The organism is Achromobacter sp., from assembly GCF_036567245.1.
GTDB lineage: Bacteria > Pseudomonadota > Gammaproteobacteria > Burkholderiales > Burkholderiaceae_B > Achromobacter.
The window spans coordinates 1-21,284 of record NZ_DATCUY010000098.1 but is presented as its reverse complement, the minus strand read 5'-3'; the positions used below and the strand labels follow the sequence as shown (position 1 = coordinate 21,284).

The 21,284-nt window shown below is 67.4% G+C and carries 18 protein-coding genes; 8 read left to right on the top strand and 10 right to left on the bottom strand.

All coding sequences use genetic code 11. The features are described 5' to 3' along the window. A partial coding sequence (locus tag VIR09_RS04210) for a LysR family transcriptional regulator (protein ID WP_332011735.1) occupies positions 1 to 903 on the top strand: 903 nt, incomplete at its 5' end. Between the two features lie 28 nt (positions 904 to 931). Here the strand turns inward: VIR09_RS04210 and VIR09_RS04205 are convergent. Beyond that, on the bottom strand, positions 932 to 1,909 hold the full coding sequence (locus tag VIR09_RS04205) for a tripartite tricarboxylate transporter substrate-binding protein (RefSeq protein WP_332011734.1): 978 nt from the start codon (positions 1,907 to 1,909) through the stop codon (positions 932 to 934). A gap of 183 nt (positions 1,910 to 2,092) precedes the next feature. Here VIR09_RS04205 and VIR09_RS04200 point away from each other — a divergent pair, with 183 nt between their 5' ends. After that, entirely contained in the window at positions 2,093 to 3,502 is a 1,410-nt protein-coding gene (locus tag VIR09_RS04200; protein ID WP_332011733.1) for an MFS transporter, read from the top strand. Between the two features lie 14 nt (positions 3,503 to 3,516). Here VIR09_RS04200 and VIR09_RS04195 read toward each other — a convergent pair whose 3' ends face one another. The 7 genes from VIR09_RS04195 to hutC all read right to left on the bottom strand — a co-directional run bounded on the left by VIR09_RS04195 (position 3,517) and on the right by hutC (position 12,640). Further along, positions 3,517 to 5,025, bottom strand: coding sequence for a tetratricopeptide repeat-containing glycosyltransferase family protein (locus tag VIR09_RS04195; protein ID WP_332011732.1), 1,509 nt, complete (start codon positions 5,023 to 5,025; stop codon positions 3,517 to 3,519). Positions 5,026 to 5,130: 105 nt separating this feature from the next. Next, positions 5,131 to 6,336 carry an imidazolonepropionase gene (gene hutI, locus VIR09_RS04190; RefSeq protein WP_332011731.1) on the bottom strand — a complete coding sequence of 402 codons (1,206 nt, stop codon included), beginning with the start codon at positions 6,334 to 6,336 and terminating at the stop codon, positions 5,131 to 5,133. 26 nt (positions 6,337 to 6,362) lie between these two features. Next, positions 6,363 to 7,892, bottom strand: a complete 1,530-nt coding sequence (gene hutH / locus VIR09_RS04185) for a histidine ammonia-lyase (RefSeq protein ID WP_332011730.1) — start codon at positions 7,890 to 7,892, stop codon at positions 6,363 to 6,365. A 27-nt stretch (positions 7,893 to 7,919) separates the two neighbouring features. Next, positions 7,920 to 9,347 (bottom strand): cytosine permease, encoded by a 1,428-nt coding sequence (locus VIR09_RS04180; protein ID WP_332011729.1) that lies wholly within the window; start codon positions 9,345 to 9,347, stop codon positions 7,920 to 7,922. Positions 9,348 to 9,419: 72 nt separating this feature from the next. Then, positions 9,420 to 11,099 (bottom strand): urocanate hydratase, encoded by a 1,680-nt coding sequence (hutU, locus tag VIR09_RS04175; protein ID WP_332011728.1) that lies wholly within the window; start codon positions 11,097 to 11,099, stop codon positions 9,420 to 9,422. 198 nt (positions 11,100 to 11,297) lie between these two features. Further along, on the bottom strand, positions 11,298 to 11,900 hold the full coding sequence (locus VIR09_RS04170) for a HutD family protein (protein WP_332011727.1): 603 nt from the start codon (positions 11,898 to 11,900) through the stop codon (positions 11,298 to 11,300). Then, positions 11,897 to 12,640, bottom strand: coding sequence for a histidine utilization repressor (hutC, locus tag VIR09_RS04165; protein WP_414639385.1), 744 nt, complete (start codon positions 12,638 to 12,640; stop codon positions 11,897 to 11,899). Before hutC ends, VIR09_RS04170 begins: the two co-directional genes overlap by 4 nt. Before the next feature lie 199 nt (positions 12,641 to 12,839). Between hutC and VIR09_RS04160 the strand changes: the two genes are divergently transcribed. The 3 genes from VIR09_RS04160 (at position 12,840) to VIR09_RS04150 (ending at position 16,360) form a co-directional block, all read left to right on the top strand. Then, positions 12,840 to 13,130: a metal-sensing transcriptional repressor gene (locus tag VIR09_RS04160; RefSeq protein WP_041652083.1), complete on the top strand. Its 291-nt coding sequence runs from the start codon at positions 12,840 to 12,842 to the stop codon at positions 13,128 to 13,130. A 29-nt stretch (positions 13,131 to 13,159) separates the two neighbouring features. Further along, complete coding sequence (locus VIR09_RS04155) at positions 13,160 to 14,269, top strand: S-(hydroxymethyl)glutathione dehydrogenase/class III alcohol dehydrogenase (RefSeq protein WP_332011726.1); 1,110 nt, start codon at positions 13,160 to 13,162, stop codon at positions 14,267 to 14,269. Between the two features lie 168 nt (positions 14,270 to 14,437). Further along, entirely contained in the window at positions 14,438 to 16,360 is a 1,923-nt protein-coding gene (locus tag VIR09_RS04150) for a bifunctional metallophosphatase/5'-nucleotidase (protein ID WP_332011725.1), read from the top strand. Between the two features lie 22 nt (positions 16,361 to 16,382). On the opposite strand, the gene VIR09_RS04145 is transcribed toward VIR09_RS04150, so the two are convergent. Together VIR09_RS04145 and VIR09_RS04140 are read right to left on the bottom strand one after the other, a co-directional pair. Then, entirely contained in the window at positions 16,383 to 17,507 is a 1,125-nt protein-coding gene (locus tag VIR09_RS04145; RefSeq protein ID WP_332011724.1) for a glycosyltransferase, read from the bottom strand. Further along, positions 17,504 to 18,496: a hypothetical protein gene (locus VIR09_RS04140; RefSeq protein WP_332011723.1), complete on the bottom strand. Its 993-nt coding sequence runs from the start codon at positions 18,494 to 18,496 to the stop codon at positions 17,504 to 17,506. The genes VIR09_RS04145 and VIR09_RS04140 overlap by 4 nt, the downstream gene beginning before the upstream one ends. Before the next feature lie 314 nt (positions 18,497 to 18,810). Between VIR09_RS04140 and panB the strand changes: the two genes are divergently transcribed. From panB to VIR09_RS04125, 3 genes are all read left to right on the top strand, one after another. After that, positions 18,811 to 19,662, top strand: coding sequence for a 3-methyl-2-oxobutanoate hydroxymethyltransferase (panB, locus tag VIR09_RS04135; protein WP_332011722.1), 852 nt, complete (start codon positions 18,811 to 18,813; stop codon positions 19,660 to 19,662). Between the two features lie 56 nt (positions 19,663 to 19,718). Continuing rightward, positions 19,719 to 20,828 (top strand): YcjF family protein, encoded by a 1,110-nt coding sequence (locus VIR09_RS04130; protein ID WP_332011721.1) that lies wholly within the window; start codon positions 19,719 to 19,721, stop codon positions 20,826 to 20,828. Between the two features lie 203 nt (positions 20,829 to 21,031). Next, positions 21,032 to 21,244, top strand: a complete 213-nt coding sequence (locus VIR09_RS04125) for a DUF1059 domain-containing protein (RefSeq protein ID WP_332011720.1) — start codon at positions 21,032 to 21,034, stop codon at positions 21,242 to 21,244. Positions 21,245 to 21,284: the final 40 nt, after the last annotated feature.

The window sequence follows — 21,284 nt, the reverse complement described above, 5'->3', positions numbered from 1 at the left end:
CCCACGCTGCGCCAGCTGCGCGGCTTCAAGGAGGTCGCCCGCCACGCCAGCTTCAGCCGCGCCGCCGAGGCCCTGGCGCTCAGCCAGCCGGCACTGTCCGCCGCCATCCGCGAACTGGAAACGCTGATGGGCGTGGCCCTGTTCGAACGCAGCACCCACCACGTGCGCCTGACCCCCGCGGGACAGGCCGCGCGGGCCCAGATCGAGTGGCTGCTCAACAGCTACACGCAGGGCGCCGAGGACTTGCAACGCCTGCTGGACACGCAAGCCGCCACGGTGCGCATCGGCTGCATTCCGTCCACCATGCACCTGCTGGCGCCGGTGGTGGCGCAATGGCGCCTGCGCCATCCCGAAATCGTGCTGATCCTCAGCGACCACCTCAACGACGAGCTGATGGCCGCGCTGGGCAACGGCGAACTGGACATCGGCCTGGGCCTGGACTTCGGCCTCACGCCGGGCCTGGCCGCAGCCTTCGTGGCCGAGGACGACCTGGTGGCGGTGCTGGCCGACACGCACCGGCTGGCGCGCCGCCAGGCGGTGACCTGGCAGGACCTGAAGGCCGAGCCGCTGGCCGTGCTGTCGCGCGGCAGCACCTACGAAATGATCATGGCCACGCTACGCCAGCAAGGCTCGGATCTGGCTGCGACCGATACCCTGAACTACACCGATACCCTGTACAGCCTGGTTCGCGCCGGCCTGCGCGTGGGCTTGATCTCGCGTCTGTACACGCAGGGACAGCGCCAGGACGGACTGGCCATCGTGCCGCTGCAACGTCCGCAGCTGACGCGGCGCATCTGCCTGATGACGCGCGCTCCCGAACAACAGGCCCGCGCCGCGGTCCGACTCTGCCACGCCGAGCTGGCCCAACTGTTGCGCGAGCGCGCCGCCGTCCAGAGGTCCTAGCGGACTGGGCGCAAACAGCGTCTTGCGCTCAGCCGTGCGACCGCGCCCGCCAGGCCTCGGCACGTTTTGCCCAAGCCTGATGGATGGCGTCCATGTTGCGCGCCAGCGTGGCGGCATCGCCAAAGTTCACCCGCGAGCCCTGCAAGTGCAGTCGGGCGCCAACCTCCTCGGATTCGAGCGCCTGCGCCACCTGCCGCTGCAATTGCTCGACGCGGGCCGGCGCCACACCGCGGGGCGCGAACAGGCCTGCCACGCCGCCCCGCTCCAGTCCCGCGACACCTTGTTCGGCAAAGGTGGGGACATCAGCCACGTCCGGATGCCGGGCGGAACCCGAAATCGCCAGGAGACGCAGCCGCCCAGCGCGCACGGGATCCAGCAGTTCCGCCAGTGAGGTCAGGCCCAACGCCAGATAGCCGCCCTGCAGGTCGGTCGCCAACGGGGCGCCGCCCCGGTATGGGATCGCGGTTGCCACCACGCCCAGATGCGCGTCCAGCAGTTCAAGGGCAAGCTCCGGCACGCTGCCGGGCGCCGGGACCCCCACGAACAACGCCTCCTGGTGCGCGCGCAGGTCGTCCAGGCTGCGCAAGGGCGAATCCGCCCTGACCGCCAACGCGATGGCCACCTGGTCCGTCATCTGCGCCACGGCGGCGAAGTCGCCCGGCGAGGCATAGCCGGCCTGCTTCGCAATATGCGGCACGATGGCCAACGCATGGTCATTGGTGAACAGCAGGGTGTGCCCATCCGGCCGTGCGGCCAGCAGCTCCTGCGCCGCCAGCATGCCGCCCGCGCCGGGCCGGTTCTCGACCAGCACCACTTCGCCCAGGCCAGCCTCCAGCTGCCGCGCCAGCAGACGAGCGATCACATCCACCCCGCCGCCTGGCGGGAAGCCGACCAGGATGCGCGTCAAGGGCGCGGCACGCAAACACCCTGCCATGGCGGCGCCCAGGGCCCCCAGGGCGAACGCCGGCAAAAGCCTGCGGCGACGCCTGGATACGGCAAATTGCATGTTCGATGACTCCTCGCAGACGCAGACCGGCTCCGCGCAAGGCGGCAGGATAAGGAGAAATGCCCTGCAAGAAAAGCGGTCCGTTCCGGCGGCTTGCCGGCCGTGTTTCTTAACACGTTCTAGAATCAGTGATCGCGGCTCCCCCGGCCCTCTGCCCGGACGCCTAGCCCAGTGGTCCTGCACATGCTCTCGTTTTCCCGTCATACCGTCTACCCGGCCGGCGTCGGCCTGCCGGCTTCCGAACGCCCGGGCGCACTCCTCGCCGTCATGCTGGCGCTATGCATGGCCAGCCTCGACACCGCCATCGCCAACACGGCGCTGCCCACTATTGCACGCGATCTGCAGGCCAGCGACGCGGGGTCCATCTGGATCGTCAGCGGCTATCAGCTGGCCATGGTGGCGGGTCTGCTGCCGGCCGCCGCGCTGGGCGAAATCCTGGGCCACCGGCGCGTCTACATCGTGGGGCTGGCCATCTTCATCCTGTCCTCGCTGGCCAGCGGCCTGGCGCCGTCGCTGCCGACGCTGGTGACGGCGCGCGTGCTGCAGGGCCTGGGCGCCGCCGGCGTCATGAGCGTCAACGGCGCGCTGCTGCGCTTCATCTACCCTTCGCGCCTGTTGGGTCGCGGCCTGGGGCTGAATGCCATGGTGGTGGGCATTTCCTTCGCGGCGGGGCCGACTGTGGCTTCGGCCATCCTGCTGCTGGGATCCTGGCACTGGCTGTTCCTGATCAACGTGCCGCTCGGCCTGCTGGCGTTCGCGCTGGGCCTGCAGAAGCTGCCCCAGACCGTGCGTGCGCCGCATCGCTTCGACGGTCTGGCCGCGGCGCTGTGCGCCCTGACGCTGGGCCTGTTCGTGCTGGGCTCGAACGAACTGGCGCATGGCGCGCCCCTGCCGCGCGTGGCGCTGGAATGGGGAGTGGCCGCGGCCAGCCTGTGGCTGCTGATGCGCCGGCAGGCCGGCCACCCCGCCCCCATCCTGGCGGTGGACCTGCTGCGCCGGCCCTTGTTCGCCCTGTCCGCCGCCACCGCCGTATGCGCGTTCGCGGCCCAGGCCCTGGCCTTCGTGTCACTGCCGTTCCTGCTGCAGACCATGCTGGGCTACAGCCAGGTGCAGACGGGGTTCCTCATCACGCCCTGGCCGGTGGTGGTGGCGATCATGGCGCCGATAGCGGGGCGGCTGTCGGACCACTATGCCGCCGGCGCCCTGGGCGGCGTGGGCCTGGCGCTGCTGGCGCTGGGCATGGCGGCGCTGGCGTTGATGCCGGCCTCGCCCTCGGTATGGGACATCTGCTGGCGCATGGCCCTCTGCGGCGCCGGATTCGGTTTCTTCCAGTCGCCCAATCTGCGCGCCATCATGATGTCGGCGCCCGCCTCGCGGGCCGGCGGCGCCAGCGGCATGATAGGAACGGTGCGGCTCCTGGGCCAGGCCTCGGGCGCGGCCCTGGTGGCCGCCTGTTTCAACGTGTCCAGCACGCACGGCGCCATCGCCGCGCTGTGGCTGGGCTGCGTGTGCGCCGCGCTGGCGTGCGTCGCCAGCTTTTCGCGGCTGCGCTTTGACGCGACCGAACCGGGCCAGTCAACGGCGACGCGCTAACCCGCCAGGCCGTATCAAGCGGACAACAGGCGCCTGACCAGTTCGCCAAACACAGGCGCCCAATCGCCGCGCGTGGCTTGCCGGAACAAGGTCGCCGACGGATACCAGGCGCTATCGGCACGATCGAGCCCCCAACGCCAGTCTGGCGTGCGCGGCAACAATACCCAGACCGGCACGCCCAACGCTCCCGCCAGATGGGCGACCGCCGAGTCCACCGTAATCACCAGATCCAGCTTGCTGACCAAGGCCGCAGTCTCGGCGAAATCCGTAAACTGCGGACCCGCGTCGTATACCTGGGCCGCCGCGCGCAAGTGCTCGCGGTCCGACTCCCTGACATCGCGCTGCAGCGATACGAAGGTGTGCGGCGTAGCCAGTACGCCTGCCCAGGACGCAAACGCCGTGGAGCGGTTCTCGTCGTCGGGGTGTTGCGGATTGCCCGACCACGCGAGGCCTATCCGTTTACCGCCGCCCGCAAGACCGGCCAGCACGCCATCCCAGCGCGCCGCCCTGTCCGGATCGGCGTGGAGATAAGGCGCAACAGACTCCACGCCGGTCTGGCGCAAAGCCAGGGGCAGGCTCAGCAAGGGCACATGGCGATCGTACTGCGGCACCGGAGCGGCGCTGTCGATCACGGCTGCCGCGCCAGGCAGGCCTTGCAACAAGGGCAGCAGCGGCGGCTGGACGCGCAGGACGACACGCGCTCCGGTCCGCGACAGCGGTTCAAGGTAGCGGACGAATTGCAGCGTGTCGCCCAGGCCCTGCTCGCTATGGACAAGCAGGGTCTTGCCGGCAATACCGGCTTCGCCCAGCCAGGGTTTGCCGGAGAAGGCGTGCCGCTGCGCGCCGTCACGCCAGCGCCATTCGTAGTCACGCCAGCCATGCTCGAAATCGCCCAGCATCAGATTGGTTTGGGCACGATTGTTGCGCGCGCCAGCGTGCTCCGGGTCCAACGAGATCGCTTTCTTGAAGCTGCGCAGCGCCTCGTCGAAACGGCGCATGTCGCGCAAGGCCACGCCGGCATTGACGTAGGCGTCCACGAAATCCGGCTTTAGCGCGATGGCGCGTTGGTACGCCCGCAACTCTTCGTCCAGCTTACCCATCTGCCCCAACAGTTTTCCGTGCGTGTAATGCAAAGCGGGCGATGCGGGCGCCAGCTTCAAGGCATGCTGCATCAATGTCTGAGCCTGATCCATCTGCCCCAGGCGCGCATGCAACGCCACGATTTCGCCGTAGTAGCCCAGCTGCTGGGGCGCCAGGCGCAACGCGGCCTGAAAGTGCGCCAGCGAGACGGCCGGGCGGTCCGCGTTCTTGTTGGCGACGGCGGCGTCGCGCAGCAACTCGACGGAAGCTGAACCCGCCGCGACCGCCTGGTCGAAGCAATCCGCCGCCCGAGCATGATCCGCCTGCCTGGCCGCGACATATGCCAACCCTTCCAGCGCGCCGGCACGCTGGGAACCCTCGGCAAGCAATTGTTCAAAAAGCGCGCGCGCCTCTTCCAGGCGGTTCTCGCGAAAAGCGGTCAACGCGAGCCGCTGCAATGCCTGCGGTGATGAAATCGAGCCCATGGATCCGGAAATTGACTGTGGTCCGCCGACGCAGCCCCGGCGGGGTGTCGGCAGACCGCAATTCTAAAGGCGGATCTCCTCTGCGTGGCGGAAAACCCGCTTGGGCAGATCGCCGCCTATCCAGTAGGCCAGCTCGGAAGGATGCTGTACCTCCCAGGCCACGAAGTCCGCGTACTTGCCCGCTTCCAGCGTGCCATGCGTGGCCTGCAGGCCCAACGCTCTCGCCGCGTGCGCGGTGGCGCCGGCCAGCGCTTCTTCCGGCGTCAGGCGGAACAGCGTGCAGGCCATGCTCAGCATGAGGCGCAGCGACAGCACCGGCGAAGTGCCCGGGTTCAGGTCGCTGGAAATAGCGATGGGCACGCCATGGCGGCGCAACAGGTCGACAGGGGGAAGCTTGGTCTCGCGCAGGGCGTAGAACGCCCCGGGCAGCAGCACCGCCACCGTGCCGGCCCGCGCCATCGCCAGCACATCGCTTTCGGTCAGGTGTTCCAGGTGGTCCGCCGACCAGGCGCCATAGCGCGCGGCCAGGGTCGCGCCGTGCAGCGGCGACAACTGTTCAGCATGCAGCTTCACGGGCAAGCCCAGCTCCTGCGCGGCCTGGAACACCCGTTCGACCTGGTCCGGCGTGAATGCCAGATGCTCGCAGAACGCATCTACCGCATCGATCAGGCCCTCGGCCGCCAGCACTGGCAGCATGCGGCGCGCGACTTCGTCGATGTAGTCGTCTGGTCGCCCGGCGTATTCCGGCGGCAGCGCATGCGCGGCCAGACAGGTCGCGCTGATGGTCAGCGGCAGCATCTGGCCCAGGCGCCGCGCCACCCTGAGCATCTTGCGCTCGTTGGGCAGGTCCAGTCCGTAGCCGGACTTCACCTCCAGCGTGGTCACGCCGTCGCGCATCAGGTGCAGGGCCCGCTGGCGCGCGCTGGCGTAGAGCTCGTCCTCGCTGGCGGCACGGGTGGCGCGCACGGTGCTGGCGATGCCGCCGCCTTGCGCGGCGATGGTGGCGTAGTCCACGCCTTGCAGGCGCTGCTCGAACTCCTGGCTGCGGTTGGCGCCGAACACCAGATGGGTGTGGCAATCGATCAGACCGGGCGTAAGCCAGGCGCCGCCCAGGTCGTGCTCGCGCGCGGCCTCGGCCTGCGGCAATTGCGCTTCGGGACCGATCCACCCGATACGATCTTCCCGCGTCACGACGGCGGCCCGTTCAATCACGGAATACTGCCCTTGGGCCATGGTGGCCGCGTGGCAATTGCGCCAGACCTGTCTCATGGGTTTGCTCCCGTTGCGCGCCGGCTTCAAAGACTGGGCAGCAGGCCTGCCGGCACCAGCGCCGTCAGTCCCCGCGCCGCGATGAGCTGGCTGGCTGCCTCGATATCGGGCGCAAAAAACCGGTCCCGCTCGTAGTGCGCCACTTTCTCGCGCAACAAGGCGCGGGCGCGCTCGAGCTTGGGCGCGGTCTTCAGGCCCTGCCGGAAATCCAGGCCCTGGCAGGCACCGAGCCACTCGATCGCCAGGATGTCGCGCACATTCTCGGCCATGGGCCAGAGCCGCTTGCCGGCATTGGGCGCCATGGACACATGGTCTTCCTGGTTGGCCGAGGTCGGCAGGCTGTCCACGCTGGCCGGGTGCGCCAGCGCCTTGTTGTCGCTGGCCAGCGCCGCCGCGGTCACCTGGGCGATCATGAAGCCCGAGTTCACGCCGCCGTTGCTCACCAGGAACGGCGGCAGTTGCGACATGTGCTTGTCCATCATCAGCGAGATGCGGCGTTCCGACAGCGCGCCGATCTCGGCCAGCGCCAACGCCAGGTTGTCGGCCACCAACGCCACCGGTTCGGCATGGAAGTTGCCGCCCGAAACCACGTCTCCCTGCTCCGCGAACACCAGCGGATTGTCGGAGACCGCGTTGGACTCGATCTCCAGCACCTGCGCCACATGGCGTATCTGCGTCAGGCAGGCGCCCATCACCTGCGGCTGGCAACGCAGCGAATAGGGATCCTGCACCTTGTCGCAGTTGGCATGCGAATGACCGACCTCGCTGTCCTCGGTCAGCAGGTCGCGGTACACGGCAGCCACGTCGATCTGGCCCGGCTGGCCGCGCGCGGCGTGGATGCGGGCATCGAACGGCGCGCGCGAGGCCAGCATGGCTTCCACGCTGAGGCTGCCGCAGACCAGCGCAGCCGCCAACAGGTCCTCGGCCTCGAACAGGCCGCGCAGCGCATAGGCGGTCGAAACCTGGGTGCCGTTGAGCAGCGCCAGGCCTTCCTTGGCCGCCAGCGTCAAGGGTTCCAGCCCCGCCTGGGCCAGCGCCTCGCGCGCGGGCAGCCAGGCGCCGCGGTAGCGCGCCTTGCTCTCGCCCAGCAACAGCAGGGACATGTGCGCCAGCGGCGCGAGGTCGCCCGACGCGCCCACCGATCCCTTCAACGGAATATGCGGATAGACCTCGGCATTGACCAGGGCGATCAGCGCGTCGATGACCTTGCGGCGGATGCCCGAATAGCCCCGCGCCAGACTGTTGATCTTCAGCACCATGATCAGCCGCACCATCGCGTCGTCCAGCGCCTCGCCCACCCCGGCCGCGTGCGACAGCACCAGCGAACTCTGCAGGGACTCCAGGTCCTCGCGGGCGATCCGGGTGGTGGCCAGCAGGCCGAAGCCGGTGTTGATGCCATAGGCCGTGCGCCCTTCGGCGATGATGCGCTCGACGCAGGCCACGCTGGCCTCGATGGATCCGGCCGCTGCCGGGTCCAGCGTCACGCGCGCCGGCTGCTGATAGACGCGCCGCAGGTCGGCCAGCGTCATGCGGCCAGGTTTCAGATGCAATTCCATTGTGGGTCTCCTAGGCACGTTCCGGCGTCATGGCGTGGGGGTCGATATCGGCGCGCGGGCGGCGCCGCGATGTTGCGGCGGGGCTTCCCGGCGCGCGAACAGGTAATACAGGATGCTGGGCACGACCAGTCCGATGATCCACGAGATATCCACCCCGCCCAGGCGCTCGACCATCGGGCCAGTGTAGAGCTTGGTGGAAATGAAGGGCATCTGTACCAGTACCCCGAACAGGTAGACCAGGATGCCCGGCCAGTTCCAGCGGCCGTAGCGGCCGTCAGGATCCGACAGCGCCTCGACGTGGTATTTCCCGCGGCTCACGAAGTAGTAGTCCACCAGGTTGACCGCGCTCCATGGCACGAAAAACGCCAGCAGGAACAGGATGAAGGACTTGAAGGCGTTCAGGAAGGAATGCTGTCCGATCAACGCCACGGCGGTGGCCGCGGCAACGATGACCAGCACCAGCAGCGCGCGCTGCCGGCGGGAAATCTCAACATGCCCGCGAAAGCCGCTGGCGATGGTCGCGATGCACATGAAGCTGCCGTAGGAATTCAGCGTCGAGATCGTGACCTTGCCGAAAGCGATGGTGAAGTACAGCAGCGCCGCCATGGTTCCCGTGCCGCCCAGTCCCACGATGTAGGCAACCTCGCGCCCGGCGAACTGGCCAGCCGCCATGGCCGCGGCCAGCACGCCCAGCACCATGGCGATCTGCGCTCCCAGCACGGACCCCAGGCCCACCGCCAGGAAGGTCTTGAAGGACGAGGTCCGGCTCGGCAGGTAGCGCGAGTAATCCGCCACATAGGGACCGTAGGCGATCTGCCACGATGCCGCCAGCGACACCGCCAGCAGGAAGGAGCTCCATGTGAAATGGCGGATCTGCAGCAGCTGGCCCACGTCGCCCAGTGCGATCACCCGGCTGAACAGGTAAACGAAGGCGATGATGCCCAGCACGGTCGCGATGCGCCCGATGATGTGAATCATGCGGTAGCCGAACAGCGTCGCGGCCACGATCACCGCCGCGAAGATCAGGATGCCGGCGGTATCGCTCACGCCGAACAACTGGCCCAGGGCCTGTCCCGACAGCACCGTGCCCGTGGCCGTGAATCCCAGGTACATCAGGCACACCAGCACGATGGGGATCGCCGCGCCATAGACGCCGAACTGCACCCGGCTGGAGATCATCTGCGGCAGCCCCAGCTTGGGGCCCTGGGCCGCATGCAGCGCCATGACCGCGCCGCCGAACAGCTGTCCGACGAACAGCCCGATCAGCGACCAGAACACGTCTCCGCCCAGCACCACGGCCAGCGCCCCGGTGATGATGGCGGTGATCTGCAGATTGGCGCCCATCCACAGCGTGAACTGGCTGTAGAGTTTGCCGTGGCGTTCCTCTTCGGGAATGAAATCGATCGAGCGCCGCTCCATGAGCGGCCCTCTTGCTGCCTGGCTGTCCTGAGTCATCGTGTTGTCTCGGTCATGGCGGGTGGACGGTAGCGGACGCCGCAGCAGTCCGCTGGGATCGGCAGCTTCGTATCAGCGCTTGCCGGCAAGCATGGGCAGGTTCAAGCCCTGCTCCTTGGCGCATTCGATGGCCGTCTCGTAACCTGCGTCGGCGTGCCGCATGACACCCGTGCCCGGATCATTGGTCAGGACGCGGGCGATCCGCTCGGCGGCCTCGTCCGTGCCGTCACATACGATCACCATGCCGGCATGCTGCGAGAAGCCCATGCCCACGCCGCCGCCATGATGCAGCGACACCCAGGTGGCGCCGCTGGCGGTGTTCAGCAGAGCGTTCAGCAGTGGCCAATCGGACACGGCGTCCGAACCGTCGCGCATGGATTCGGTTTCGCGGTTGGGACTGGCGACGGAGCCGGAATCCAGGTGATCGCGGCCAATGACAATGGGCGCCGAGAGCTCGCCCGTGCGGACCATTTCATTGAACGCCAGGCCCAGCTTGGCGCGCTGGCCCAGGCCCACCCAGCAGATGCGCGCCGGCAGGCCCTGGAAGCTGATGCGCTCGCGCGCCATGTCCAGCCAGCGATGCAGATGCGCATCGTCGGGGATCAGCTCCTTGACCTTGGCGTCGGTCTTGTAGATGTCTTGCGGATCGCCCGACAGCGCGGCCCAGCGGAACGGGCCCACGCCGCGGCAGAACAGCGGCCGAATGTAGGCCGGCACGAAACCCGGAAAATCGAACGCGTCCGCCACGCCTTCTTCCTTGGCCATCTGGCGGATGTTGTTGCCGTAGTCGAAGGTGGGGATACCCTGGCGCTGGAACGCCAACATGGCCTGCACGTGCACGGCCATTGATTGCTTGGCGGCCTTGATGACGGCGGCGGGTTCGCGCTTGGCGCGCGCGCGGTAGTCCTGCCAGGTCCAGCCCGCCGGCAGATAGCCGTTCAGCGGATCGTGCGCGCTGGTCTGGTCCGTGACCATGTCGGGACGCACGCCGCGGCGCACCAGCTCGGGGAGCACTTCGGCGGCGTTGCCGCACAGGGCGATGGAGACGGCGCGGCCTTCCTCCGTGTATTTGGCGATGCGCGCCAGCGCGTCGTCCAGGTCGCGGGCCTGCTCGTCCACGTAGCGCGTGCGCAGGCGGAAATCAATGCTGGTCTGCTGGCATTCGATGTTCAGCGAGCAGGCGCCGGCCAGCGTGGCCGCCAGCGGTTGCGCGCCGCCCATGCCACCCAGGCCCGCGGTCAACACCCAGCGGCCCTTGAGGTTGCCGTCGTAGTGCTGGCGGCCCGCTTCGACAAAGGTCTCGTAGGTGCCTTGCACGATGCCCTGGCTGCCGATGTAGATCCAGCTACCCGCGGTCATCTGGCCGTACATGGCCAGGCCCTTGGCGTCCAGCTCGTTGAAATGTTCCCAGGTGGCCCAATGAGGCACCAGGTTGGAATTGGCGATCAGCACGCGCGGCGCATTGGCGTGGGTCTTGAAGACGCCCACGGGCTTGCCTGATTGCACCAGCAGGGTTTCGTCCTCGTTCAGGTTCTTGAGGGACTCGACGATCCTGTCGTAGCAGTCCCAGTCGCGGGCGGCGCGGCCGATGCCGCCGTAGACCACCAGTTCCTTGGGGTTCTCGGCTACGTCGGGGTCCAGGTTGTTCATCAGCATGCGCAAGGGGGCTTCGGTCAGCCAGCTCTTGGCGTTCAGTTGCTTGCCGCGGGGCGCGCGGATGACGACATCGCGGTATCGGTTCGAATTGTCCAAGAGGCTCTCCTTGATCGGTTCGGCTGCGCGCCCGATACGGGCGCTGCGCATGCCCTCATCATAGGATGCCTATGCTTGTATATACAAGCTAGCAAGAGTCGAATTTTTATCAGGGATTACCCGCAATAAAAAGCCGGGCTCTCAGTCCCGGCTTTGCTGGAAATAGCGGAGTGCGGCCGCCCCATGGCGGCGGCAGGATCAGGCGTTGCGCGGCAACAGTTCGATCACGCAGGCGTCCATCGGTCCTTCGGCTTGCAGCTGGTACTCGGCCAGGCCGTCCGCAGACTCGGCATGCAGGCAGTCGTAGCGCGACGGCAGCGCATGCGGCGCGCCGTTGATACGCATCGTGAGCGCGCCGCCCGCCGTCAGCACCAGCACATTGCGCGCGGCGCTGTGGAAGGTCCACGGTCCGGCGCCGGCCACCCATTGCAGCCGGGCATGCCAGCGCGCGGGCGCATAGATCAGGTTGAAGTCGCGTATCGGTCCGCCCAACAGGCGGCACTGCACCTGCGCATCGCCCGCGAAGGCATAAGCCTGGCGCGGCCCGAGCGGCGCTTGCTCGCTGCCGTCCACGGTCAGCTGTATGCCCCGGCCCTCCAGCACGGTGATGATGCGCTGATAGCCGGTAAACGCCGAAAAACCGCCATCCCGGGACACGTCGGCAATGGACAGTCGCCAGTCGAACTCGGCAGCGCTGCCGCCCGGATTGCAGGCGACTTCCTGCGTGGTGCCGCCGCCGTTGCGCCATGGCATGCGCGGATAGTCGGCGGCGCGGTAAAGATGAACTTCGGCTTGCGTCATGAGGTGAACTTGCCTTCCAGGCGATGCCGGGAACCAGGGTGAATCAAACGGGCCAGGGTGACGGCGTGGTCGCCAGACCAGGTGCGGCGGCTGATCAGCAGACAGGGCTCATCGCGCTCGATCTGCAGCAGCTGGCATTCGCGCGGCTTGGCCAGGATGGCTTCGACCACGTGCTCGCCTTCGCTCAGCGGCGCCACGCGCGTCAGGTACTCGTACGGCGTGCTTTGCGTGAAGTCCTGCTTGAGATAGTCAGGCGCCAGGCGCACGTTCACATAACGGTCCTCCAGCTGGATCGGCAGGTCGTCTTCGTAGTGGACGATGATCGAGTGATAGACCGGCTGCCCGGCGCGGATGTCCAGCGCCAGCGCCTGCTCGGCGCCCGCGGGCTCCTCTGCCAGCCGGACCACGCGGCTGTGATGGCGATGGTTGCGCGCCGCGATCTCGTCGGCGATGTTGTTGACGGCAAACAGCGCCGAACGCGCCTTGGGCTGAGCCACGAAGGTACCCACGCCTTGCATGCGGACCAGCAGTCCCTCGGCCGTCAGCTCGCGCAGGGCGCGGTTGATGGTCATGCGGCTGAACCCCAGTTCATCGACCAGTTCGCTTTCCGAGGGCACCCGGTAGTGTTCCGGCCATGCGCCGCTACGGATCTGCTGCGCGATCATCTGCTTGACCTGCGCATAGAGCGGAGCAGGAGGAGCATTGGCTTGCATGGGCAATTTGGGAGGGTTCGAGGCCACGGAAAATCCTGTAGTGCGGCGCGGGGCGGCCGGTAGCGGACAGCGCCTAGTATAGACAGGTAAAGATGGCTTGCGCCGCGGCGCCGCGCAAGCGGCAACCGCTTGCGGCCCTAGGCATGGATCGCCGCGCCGGAGTATCTTGGTGGACGGGGGCCGCCAGATTCCCTATACTCCCCCCCTGTATTTATCGGAGCCTGCCGTGCCGCACTCCCCGGAAGAAAAAAAGCGCGTCGTCACCCGCTTGCGCCGCATCCAGGGCCAGGCGCTGGCGCTGGAGCGGGCCGTGAATGAAGGCACGGAATGCGGCGCGCTGCTGCAGCAGTTGGCCGCCTTGCGCGGCGCCGCCACCGGCCTGATGGCCGAGGTGCTGGAAAGCCATCTGCGTGAAACCTTCCTCCAATCCGCCCAGGGCGGCCGCCAGGACGCCACGATCGAACCCGAAGCGGAGATCGACCTCTTGATGCGCCTGGTCCGTTCCTACTTGAAATAACGCCATCTGACATTCGTGGAGCCTTAGTTATGAAATCACGCGCAGCAGTCGCATTCGGACCCGGCAAGCCGCTGGAAATCGTTGAAATCGACGTCGCGCCGCCGCAGCGCGGCGAGGTGCTGGTGAAGATCACCCACACCGGCGTCTGCCACACCGACGCCTTCACCCTCAGCGGCGACGACCCTGAAGGCCTGTTCCCCGCGGTGCTGGGCCATGAAGGCGCCGGCGTCGTGGTCGAAGTCGGCGAAGGCGTGACCTCGCTCAAGCCGGGCGACCACGTCATTCCGCTCTACACGGCCGAATGCCGCGAATGCAAGTTCTGCCTGTCCGGCAAGACCAACCTGTGCCAGAAGGTGCGCGCCACCCAGGGCAAGGGCGTCATGCCCGACGGCACCTCGCGCTTCAGCTACGAAGGCAAGCCGCTCTACCACTACATGGGCTGCTCAACCTTCAGCGAGTACACGGTGGTCAACGAGATCTCGCTGGCCAAGATCAACCCCGCCGCCCCGCATGAAAAGGTCTGCCTGCTGGGCTGCGGCGTCACCACCGGCCTGGGCGCCGTGCACAACACCGCCAAGGTCAAGGAAGGCGACACCGTCGCCGTGTTCGGCCTGGGCGGCATCGGCCTGGCCGTGATCCAGGGCGCGGTGCAGGCCAAGGCCGGCCGCATCATCGCCGTGGACACCAACCCCAACAAGTTCGTGCTGGCCAGCGCCATGGGCGCCACCGACTGCGTCAACCCCAAGGACCACGACAAGCCGATCCAGGACGTCATCGTCGAGATGACCGACGGCGGGGTGGACTTCTCGTTCGAGTGCATCGGCAACGTGCACGTGATGCGCGCCGCGCTGGAATGCTGCCACAAGGGCTGGGGCGAGAGCATCATCATCGGCGTGGCCGGCGCCGGACAGGAAATCAGCACCCGTCCGTTCCAGCTGGTCACCGGCCGCGTCTGGCGCGGTTCGGCCTTCGGCGGCGTCAAGGGCCGCACCCAGCTGCCGGGCATGGTCGAAGACGCCATGAGCGGCAAGATCGACCTCGACCCGTTCGTGACGCACACGCTGCCGCTGGAGCGCATCAACGAAGCCTTCGACCTGATGCACGACGGCAAGTCGATCCGCACGGTCATCCACTACTAAGCCCGAACTCAACGGCAACGACGGGCCCGGCGCGACATGCGCCGGGCCCGTTGCGCTTGCATGACAGGCATGCGACACGTCGCACGCCATATGACAACACTGTCATTCATTTCAGCGTCATCTTGACCCGCGACCATTCGCCCTCCGATGACAGAGGGGTACACGCGAATGAACACGTGGAAGAGGAACGCGGGCGCCGCCATGCTGAGCGCGCTGGCGCTTTTATCCGGCTGCGGCGGCGGCGACGACGATGACGAAAAGCCCGTCGAACAACCCGAACAGCCGGCCCCTGGCCGGCCGATGGAACTGACGATCCTGCACATCAACGATCATCATTCCAACCTGGACAGCAAGAAAAAAGACCTGAAGCTCAAGAACGCTTCCGGCTCGCGCGTGGCGGTGAACGCCGACACTGGCGGCTTTCCGCGAGTGACCGGCGCGATCAACGCGCTGGCGTCGCAGTCCGCCAACGTGCTCAAACTGCATGCGGGTGACGCCACCACCGGCACGCTGTACTTCAACCGCGCCGGCGAGCCTGGCGAGGCCGACTCGGCGATGATGAACACCGTCTGCTTCGACGCCATGACCCTGGGCAACCACGAGTTCGACAAGGGCGACAGCGGCTTGAAGCGTTTCATCGAACTGCTGCACGCAGGCGCCTGCCAGACGCCGGTGCTGAGCGCCAACGTCACGTTCGCCGCGGACTCGGCATTGAATCCGTCGCGTGCCCCCGGCATGGTCAAGCCTGCCGTGGTGCTCAAGCGCGACGGCCAGGACATCGGCCTGGTGGGCCTGACCATCGCCGCAAAGACCCAGCAATCCTCCAGCCCGGACGCCGGCACCGTGTTCTCGGATGAGACCGCGGCGGCGCAGCAACAGATCGACGCGCTGCGCGCGCAGGGCGTGAACAAGATCGTGGTGATGAGCCACATCGGCTACGACTATGACAAGCAGGTGATCGCGCAGCTGAGCGGCGTGGACGTGGTGGTGGGCGGCGACTCGCACACGCTGCTGGGTCCCGCCTCCATGGCGGACTACGGCGTGGGCTCGCCCGCAGGCGCCTATCCCACCGTGCTGCAGGACAAGGACGGCAAGCGCGTCTGCCTGGTGCAGGCCTGGGAGTATTCGCAGGTGGTGGGCGAATTGAAGGTGAGCTTCGACGCCAACGGCGACGTCACCGCCTGCGCCGGCACGCCGCACGTGCTGATGGACGGCCCGCTGAAGGTCGCTGGCGCCGCCCCCTCGGCCGCGGACGAAGCCGCGATCCAGGCAGACGTACAGGCCAGCGGCTTCCTGCGCATGCAGGCGCCGGACGCGCAGGCCACGGCCGTGCTGCAGCCGTTCAAGGCAAAGGTCGACGTGTTCAGCCGCAGCCTGGTCGCGTCGGTGCCGCAAGAGCTGTGCTCCCGCCGCGTGCCAGGCGGTCTAGGCTCGCGCGACTACGGCCGCTCCAGCGTCGCCTGCAACACCCTGGGCAACGTCAGCCTGCACGGCGGCGATATCCAGCAGCTGGTGGCACAGGCTTATCTGGATGTGGCCAACGCCAGCTATGGCGGCGCCGACATCTCGCTGCAAAGCGGCGGCGGCGTGCGCGTGCCGCTGCTGGGCAACGTGACGGCAGCCAACGTGATCGAAGTCGTGCCCTTCGGCAATATGCTCTGGCGCCTGGACGTGACTGGCGCCGAGGTCAAGAGCATGCTGGAAGACGGCATGCAGGCCGTGTATGGCCCCGGCGGCTCCACCGGTCCCTATCCGTATGCCGGCGGCCTGCGCTGGGACGTGAATGCGGCCCAGGCCCAGGGCAACCGCGTGTCCAACATCGAAGTGCGGGACCATGCCAGCGGCACCTGGCTGCCGCTGGACGCGAGCCGCAGCTACAAGCTGTTCGTGCTGAGTTTCAACGCCACGGGCGGCGACGGCTACAAGACCCTGGCCAACGTGCCTGCCTCGCGCCGGCAGGACATTGGCGTGCTGGACGCCGACGTGCTCCAGGCCTACATCGACAAGCAGGCCAGGGATCCGGTCAGCGGGCTGCCCGTGTTGAACCTGCTGCCCATCAGCCTGTACAGCACCAAGACCTACAGCGAGTAGCGGTAAACGCCGGGCGCGGCCGTCAGGCCGGCTGCGCCCGGCTTTCGCGGTAGACGCGCTCGGTCTTGCCGACGAACGTGGTCAGAGAAAACTCGCGCAACGCCGTGCTGCGCGCCTCGGCGCCCATCACGCGCAAGGCATCGCGGTTATCCAGTATCTGCGACAGCGCCTGCACGATGCTGTCCACCGAGGCCGGCGGCACCACCCAGCCGTCGCGGCCGTCGGTAACGTTTTCGGGGAGCCCGCCCACTGCGCTCACGATCACAGGCTTGCCCGCCGCCATCATCTCGCGGCAGGCGAATGAAATCGTCTCCAGCTTGGACGACAGCACGAAGCCCACGTCCAACGCCGACAGGAATGGGCCGACGTCGTCCAGCAGGCCGGTGAACACCACCTGATCCGACATGCCAAGCTCGATGACGCGCTGCATCTGCTCCGTTTCCGGCAGCTTTCCGGCGATCAGCACCACCACTTGCCGCCGCTGATTCTCGGGCAGCATGGACACGGCGGTCACCATGTCCAGCCAATTCTTGTAGACCGCGGTGCCGGCATTGCTGCCGATGACCAGCCGGCCCTGCATGCCGTCGGGAAGCAGGCTGTCACGCGCCTGCGCCGTCTCGCGCCGTGAGGCCGGACTGCATTTTTCCGTATCCACGCCGTTGTGTACCACCCGCAGGTCTTCGTTGCGGAAGACCGACTGCTTCATGCGGCGGAATGTGTGCGTGCACACGCAGATGACACGGTTGGTACCCCATTTGGCGCGCACCCGCGCGCCCAGGCTGTTGGCGCTGCGGTCGGTGTGCTGGGTGTACACCATGAAAGGGCGCTTTGCGCCCATGCCCACGGTCGCGAGCATGCACAGGCGATGATCGGCGGAGCCATTGGCGTGGATCACGTCGAATTGCTCGTCGCGCAGCAGGGCCCGCAACCGGCGCAGCGCGCGCAGCTGCTGCAGCGGACGGCCCTTGAACTCCAGGGCCAGCGCGCGCACGCCGGGCAGGGCGGCAGCCTCGGCCAGCAGGCGACTGCTGGCAGGCGCCGCCACGGTCACCCGCGACTTCTCGCACAGGATGCGCGCCAGCGACATGACATATGTGGTGTGGCCGCCGCCATCGCCTTGGTGGAAATTGGTGTAGAGAATTTTCATGGGGTCACACTCGAAATCGGCTGCGCCGGCAGCAGGGAGCTCCAGTCGCGCTTCTCGAACACGTCGTCCCCCAACCGGCTGGCGGGAGACAGGTTGTAGACCTTGACCCCGCGTTCGCCAAGCAGCCGGCTGGCTTGCCGGAACGCGGGTTCGATGTGTCCTGAGAATTGCCTGTCCAGCGCGGTGGACAGCTGCGTTGCCGCGCTTTCATAGAATCGGGGTCCCGCCGCGGCCGTCAGGTCCAGGCCGTGCAGGTAGATGGTTTTCGCGCCCAGCCATGCCAGCAGCTGCAAGCCCGTGTAGGCCACCGTGCCGCCGCCGAACAGGCCGCGCGTCGGGTCCAGGCTGAAGCCATGCGCATGCACCGGATTGCGGGCGTCGAACAGCACCAGCCCGGGATCGTCGGCCAACCGCGCTTCCAGCTCCTCGGGTCGGGCGCGCGGCTGCAGCGCGCGCTGGTGCACCTCTTCGAACAGCGCGATGCGGCAGCGCACGGAACGGCGGTCGAACAGGAAGCCGATCCAGCGGTAGACCTCGGGCGTGACGAACAGCGTCAGGTCCTGCGCCAGCACTTCCGCCACCAATTCGCGCCTGCGATTGACGAAACCCGCATCCAGCATCGCGTAGTAATCGAAACGCAGGGACGGATGCTGGCGCCGCAGTGCGATCGAGCCGTTGACGCCCATCGCCACGTCCAGTTGGCAGCGCTCATAGTCGATCTGGGCCACGGACGGACCGCTGAGTATCAGATGGGCATCCGCGCCAATGCCTCGCGGCAGTTTTCCCAGCGGCGTCGTGGCGGGACCCTGCACGCCGCGCAGTTCGCAGCCGGTCAGCCGCTCCTGTGCATCGCGCCGCACGGCCACGAAGGGCCAAAGGGATTCGTTGTGCCGGTACGCGGCGGGCCGGGTGTGGCGATAGAAGTAACGCAGGCTCTTGGTCAGCGGACGCGAACGCAGCAAGCGTGGGATAAGCCCGGGACTAGGCATGAGCGATGTTGCGCGGAAGCCGCGAAATAAGCTTGTAAGCGGCAAATTCTACGCAGGCGGACCTGTCGAAAAAGCGAGTGAACCCTTGAAGATGTAACGCTTTTGAGGAAACTTTCAAACGTCCCCAAATTACGGGCGAGCCGTTTCTACAGGGCACGGCGTCAGGCACCCCAAAAACTTCGATTACGTTTTGCCGCAAAGATTAGCCTGCGGGATCGCGCCATGCGTTACGCGAGCCCTCGCGCCCTTCCGCTACGATGCGGGTATCGCAATGGCCCGAGTCAAGCACTCAACCCTGGATAGGAAGGATTTCGATGTCTACGACCGCCACCCTGAACGCCGCCGCGGCTGCGGCTAGCGCGCCCCGCCTGAGCGCGCCCGCATTCCGCGCGCGCAAGCGCCAGGAGCCGCTGGTGATGCTGACGGCCTACACCGCGCGCATGGCCGAGCTGCTGGACCCGCATTGCGACGCCCTGCTGGTGGGCGACAGCCTGGCGCAGACGATCTACGGGCTGCCATCCACCGTGCCCGTCACGCTGGACATGATGATTGCGCACGGCGCTGCCGTAGTGCGCGGCTCGCGGCGCGCGCTGATCGTCATCGACATGCCCTTCGGCAGTTATGAGGAAAGCCCTGAACAGGCCTTCCGCTCGGCGGCGCGGATCTTGAAGGAAACCGGCGCGGGCGCGGTCAAGCTGGAAGGCGGCCAGAGCATGGCATCCACCGTCGCCTACCTGTCCGCGCGCGGCATCCCGGTCATGGGCCATGTGGGCCTGACGCCGCAGGCCGTGAACATCCTGGGCGGTTACGGCGCGCGCGGCCGCGGCGAAGCCGAATACGCTCGCATCGGCGCCGATGCCGCCGCGGTAGCGGACGCAGGCGCGTTCTCGCTGGTGATCGAAGGCGTGGTCGAGCCGCTGGCGGCGTCGATCACCGAAGCCGTCGCCTGCCCGACCATAGGCATAGGCGCGTCCGGCCGCTGCGACGGCCAGGTGCTGGTGGTGGACGACATGCTGGGCATGTTCGACCGCACCGCGCGCTTCGTGAAACGCTACGACGACCTGGCCGGCCGTATCCAGCAGGCGGCGCAAACCTATGCGGGCGAAGTGCGCGCACGGACGTTCCCCGAATCGGCGCATCTTTACGGCGTGCCCGGCGGCGCCTGATGGCGGCGCGCGTTTCTCGATAGAATCATCCCCATGCTTTCCTACCCGCACACCTCATGAGCACGCCCCGTATGGACACGCCCCAGTTGCAGGACGCCATCGCGGACGCCATCAGCACCGCCACGCGCGGCGCCGGACGCGTGAACATCCTGGTCGCGGGCAAGACCGGCGTGGGCAAGAGCACGCTGATCAACGCCGTGTTCCGGGGCGACCTGGCCAAGACGGGCGCGGGCAAGCCCGTTACCCAGTCCACCCAGGAATTCACCCGGGCCGGCCATCCGCTCACCATCATCGACACGCGCGGCCTGGAAGTCGGCGACTACGAGCGCTCGCGCCAGCAGCTGGCGGACCTGATCCGCGAACGCTCCGCCTCCGACGACCAGGACAGGCACCTGCACGTGGCCTGGCTCTGCATCCAGGACAGCAGCCATCGCGTCGAAGACGCGGAGATCGAGCTGTGCGACATGCTGTCCAACGCCGGCATCCCCGTCGTGGCGGTACTGACCAAGGCGCGCAAGAACAGCCCGTTCGTCGACGAGGCGCGCAAGCTGCTACCGCGCGCCAAGCAGGTGGTGGCGGTGCGCGCGCTGCCGGAATGGATCGAGGAGCTGGACGCGGAACTGCCGCCCATGGGCCTGGACAACCTGATCGAGGCCACGGCCCTGCATATCCCCGAGGCGCAGCAGCGGGCCTATGCCAACGCCCTCTCCACCCGCAACAAGAAGGCCCTGGAAGTAAAAAAAAAGCGGGCTGAGATAGAGGTCAACGTGGCCGCCGGCCTGGCGGCGTCGGCCGCCGCCGCCCCCATTCCGTTCTCGGACGCCTTCGCGCTGGTGCCCATCCAGGTCGGCATGATCGCCAAGATCGGCATCACCTTCGGCATGGAACTGGACACCGCCGCCATCACCACCTTGGTCACCTCCACGCTGGGCGCTTCCGCCGCCACGCTCATCGGACGCTCGGTCGTATCAGGCCTGCTGAAGTTCATCCCCGGCGCGGGCAGCGCGATAGGCGGCACCATCGCCGCCACCACCGCCGGCGCCATCACCAAGCTGCTGGGCAACGCCTACGTGGCCGTGCTGTACGACTTCTGCCTGAAGAATCCGGGCAAGGACATCGACATCGCGATGATCGCCAAGGGCCTGAAGCAGCGCGTCACCTTCTGAGCCGCGGCCGCACCAGTGCCTGCGCACTAACGCGGCGCTGCCGTGCGCGTCGCGTGTTTGCGAATTGCGCCGCACCCGCGCCGCCAGATCTATACTTTTCAAACCGCCCCCGCCGCTGCGACGCGCCAGCGGCCCGGACGTCCCGCGCCGCGCGCCGGATGCTCTTGCGCAGGCCCAGGCAGCCTGCGCGCAGGGAGACGTTCATGACACGCAAATACATCGATTGCCGCGAATACCCCAGCGAAATGAATTGCTCGGTGGCCTTGGCGGCGGATTCCGAAAGCGAATTGCTGGAAGCCGCGGTGCAGCATGCGACCACGGTTCACAAGCACACCGATACCCCCGAGCTACGCACGCAGCTGAAGTCCTTGTTCCACGATGGCACGCCGCCGGCTGAAACGCCGAGCCGCGCCTGACCGCGGCCGCGTCCGCAACCGGACCAGCGCCAGCGTGGCC

Bases quoted from the DNA above. Each gene is read 5' to 3' on its own strand.
- VIR09_RS04205 (WP_332011734.1), bottom strand. From the start codon at position 1,909: ATGCAATTTGCCGTATCCAGGCGTCGCCGCAGGCTTTTGCCGGCGTTC.
- VIR09_RS04200 (WP_332011733.1), top strand. From the start codon at position 2,093: ATGCTCTCGTTTTCCCGTCATACCGTCTACCCGGCCGGCGTCGGCCTG.
- hutI (WP_332011731.1), bottom strand. From the start codon at position 6,336: ATGAGACAGGTCTGGCGCAATTGCCACGCGGCCACCATGGCCCAAGGG.
- hutH (WP_332011730.1), bottom strand. From the start codon at position 7,892: ATGGAATTGCATCTGAAACCTGGCCGCATGACGCTGGCCGACCTGCGG.
- VIR09_RS04180 (WP_332011729.1), bottom strand. From the start codon at position 9,347: ATGACTCAGGACAGCCAGGCAGCAAGAGGGCCGCTCATGGAGCGGCGC.
- VIR09_RS04170 (WP_332011727.1), bottom strand. From the start codon at position 11,900: ATGACGCAAGCCGAAGTTCATCTTTACCGCGCCGCCGACTATCCGCGC.
- VIR09_RS04155 (WP_332011726.1), top strand. From the start codon at position 13,160: ATGAAATCACGCGCAGCAGTCGCATTCGGACCCGGCAAGCCGCTGGAA.
- VIR09_RS04150 (WP_332011725.1), top strand. From the start codon at position 14,438: ATGAACACGTGGAAGAGGAACGCGGGCGCCGCCATGCTGAGCGCGCTG.
- VIR09_RS04145 (WP_332011724.1), bottom strand. From the start codon at position 17,507: ATGAAAATTCTCTACACCAATTTCCACCAAGGCGATGGCGGCGGCCAC.
- VIR09_RS04140 (WP_332011723.1), bottom strand. From the start codon at position 18,496: ATGCCTAGTCCCGGGCTTATCCCACGCTTGCTGCGTTCGCGTCCGCTG.
- panB (WP_332011722.1), top strand. From the start codon at position 18,811: ATGTCTACGACCGCCACCCTGAACGCCGCCGCGGCTGCGGCTAGCGCG.
- VIR09_RS04130 (WP_332011721.1), top strand. From the start codon at position 19,719: ATGAGCACGCCCCGTATGGACACGCCCCAGTTGCAGGACGCCATCGCG.
- VIR09_RS04125 (WP_332011720.1), top strand. From the start codon at position 21,032: ATGACACGCAAATACATCGATTGCCGCGAATACCCCAGCGAAATGAAT.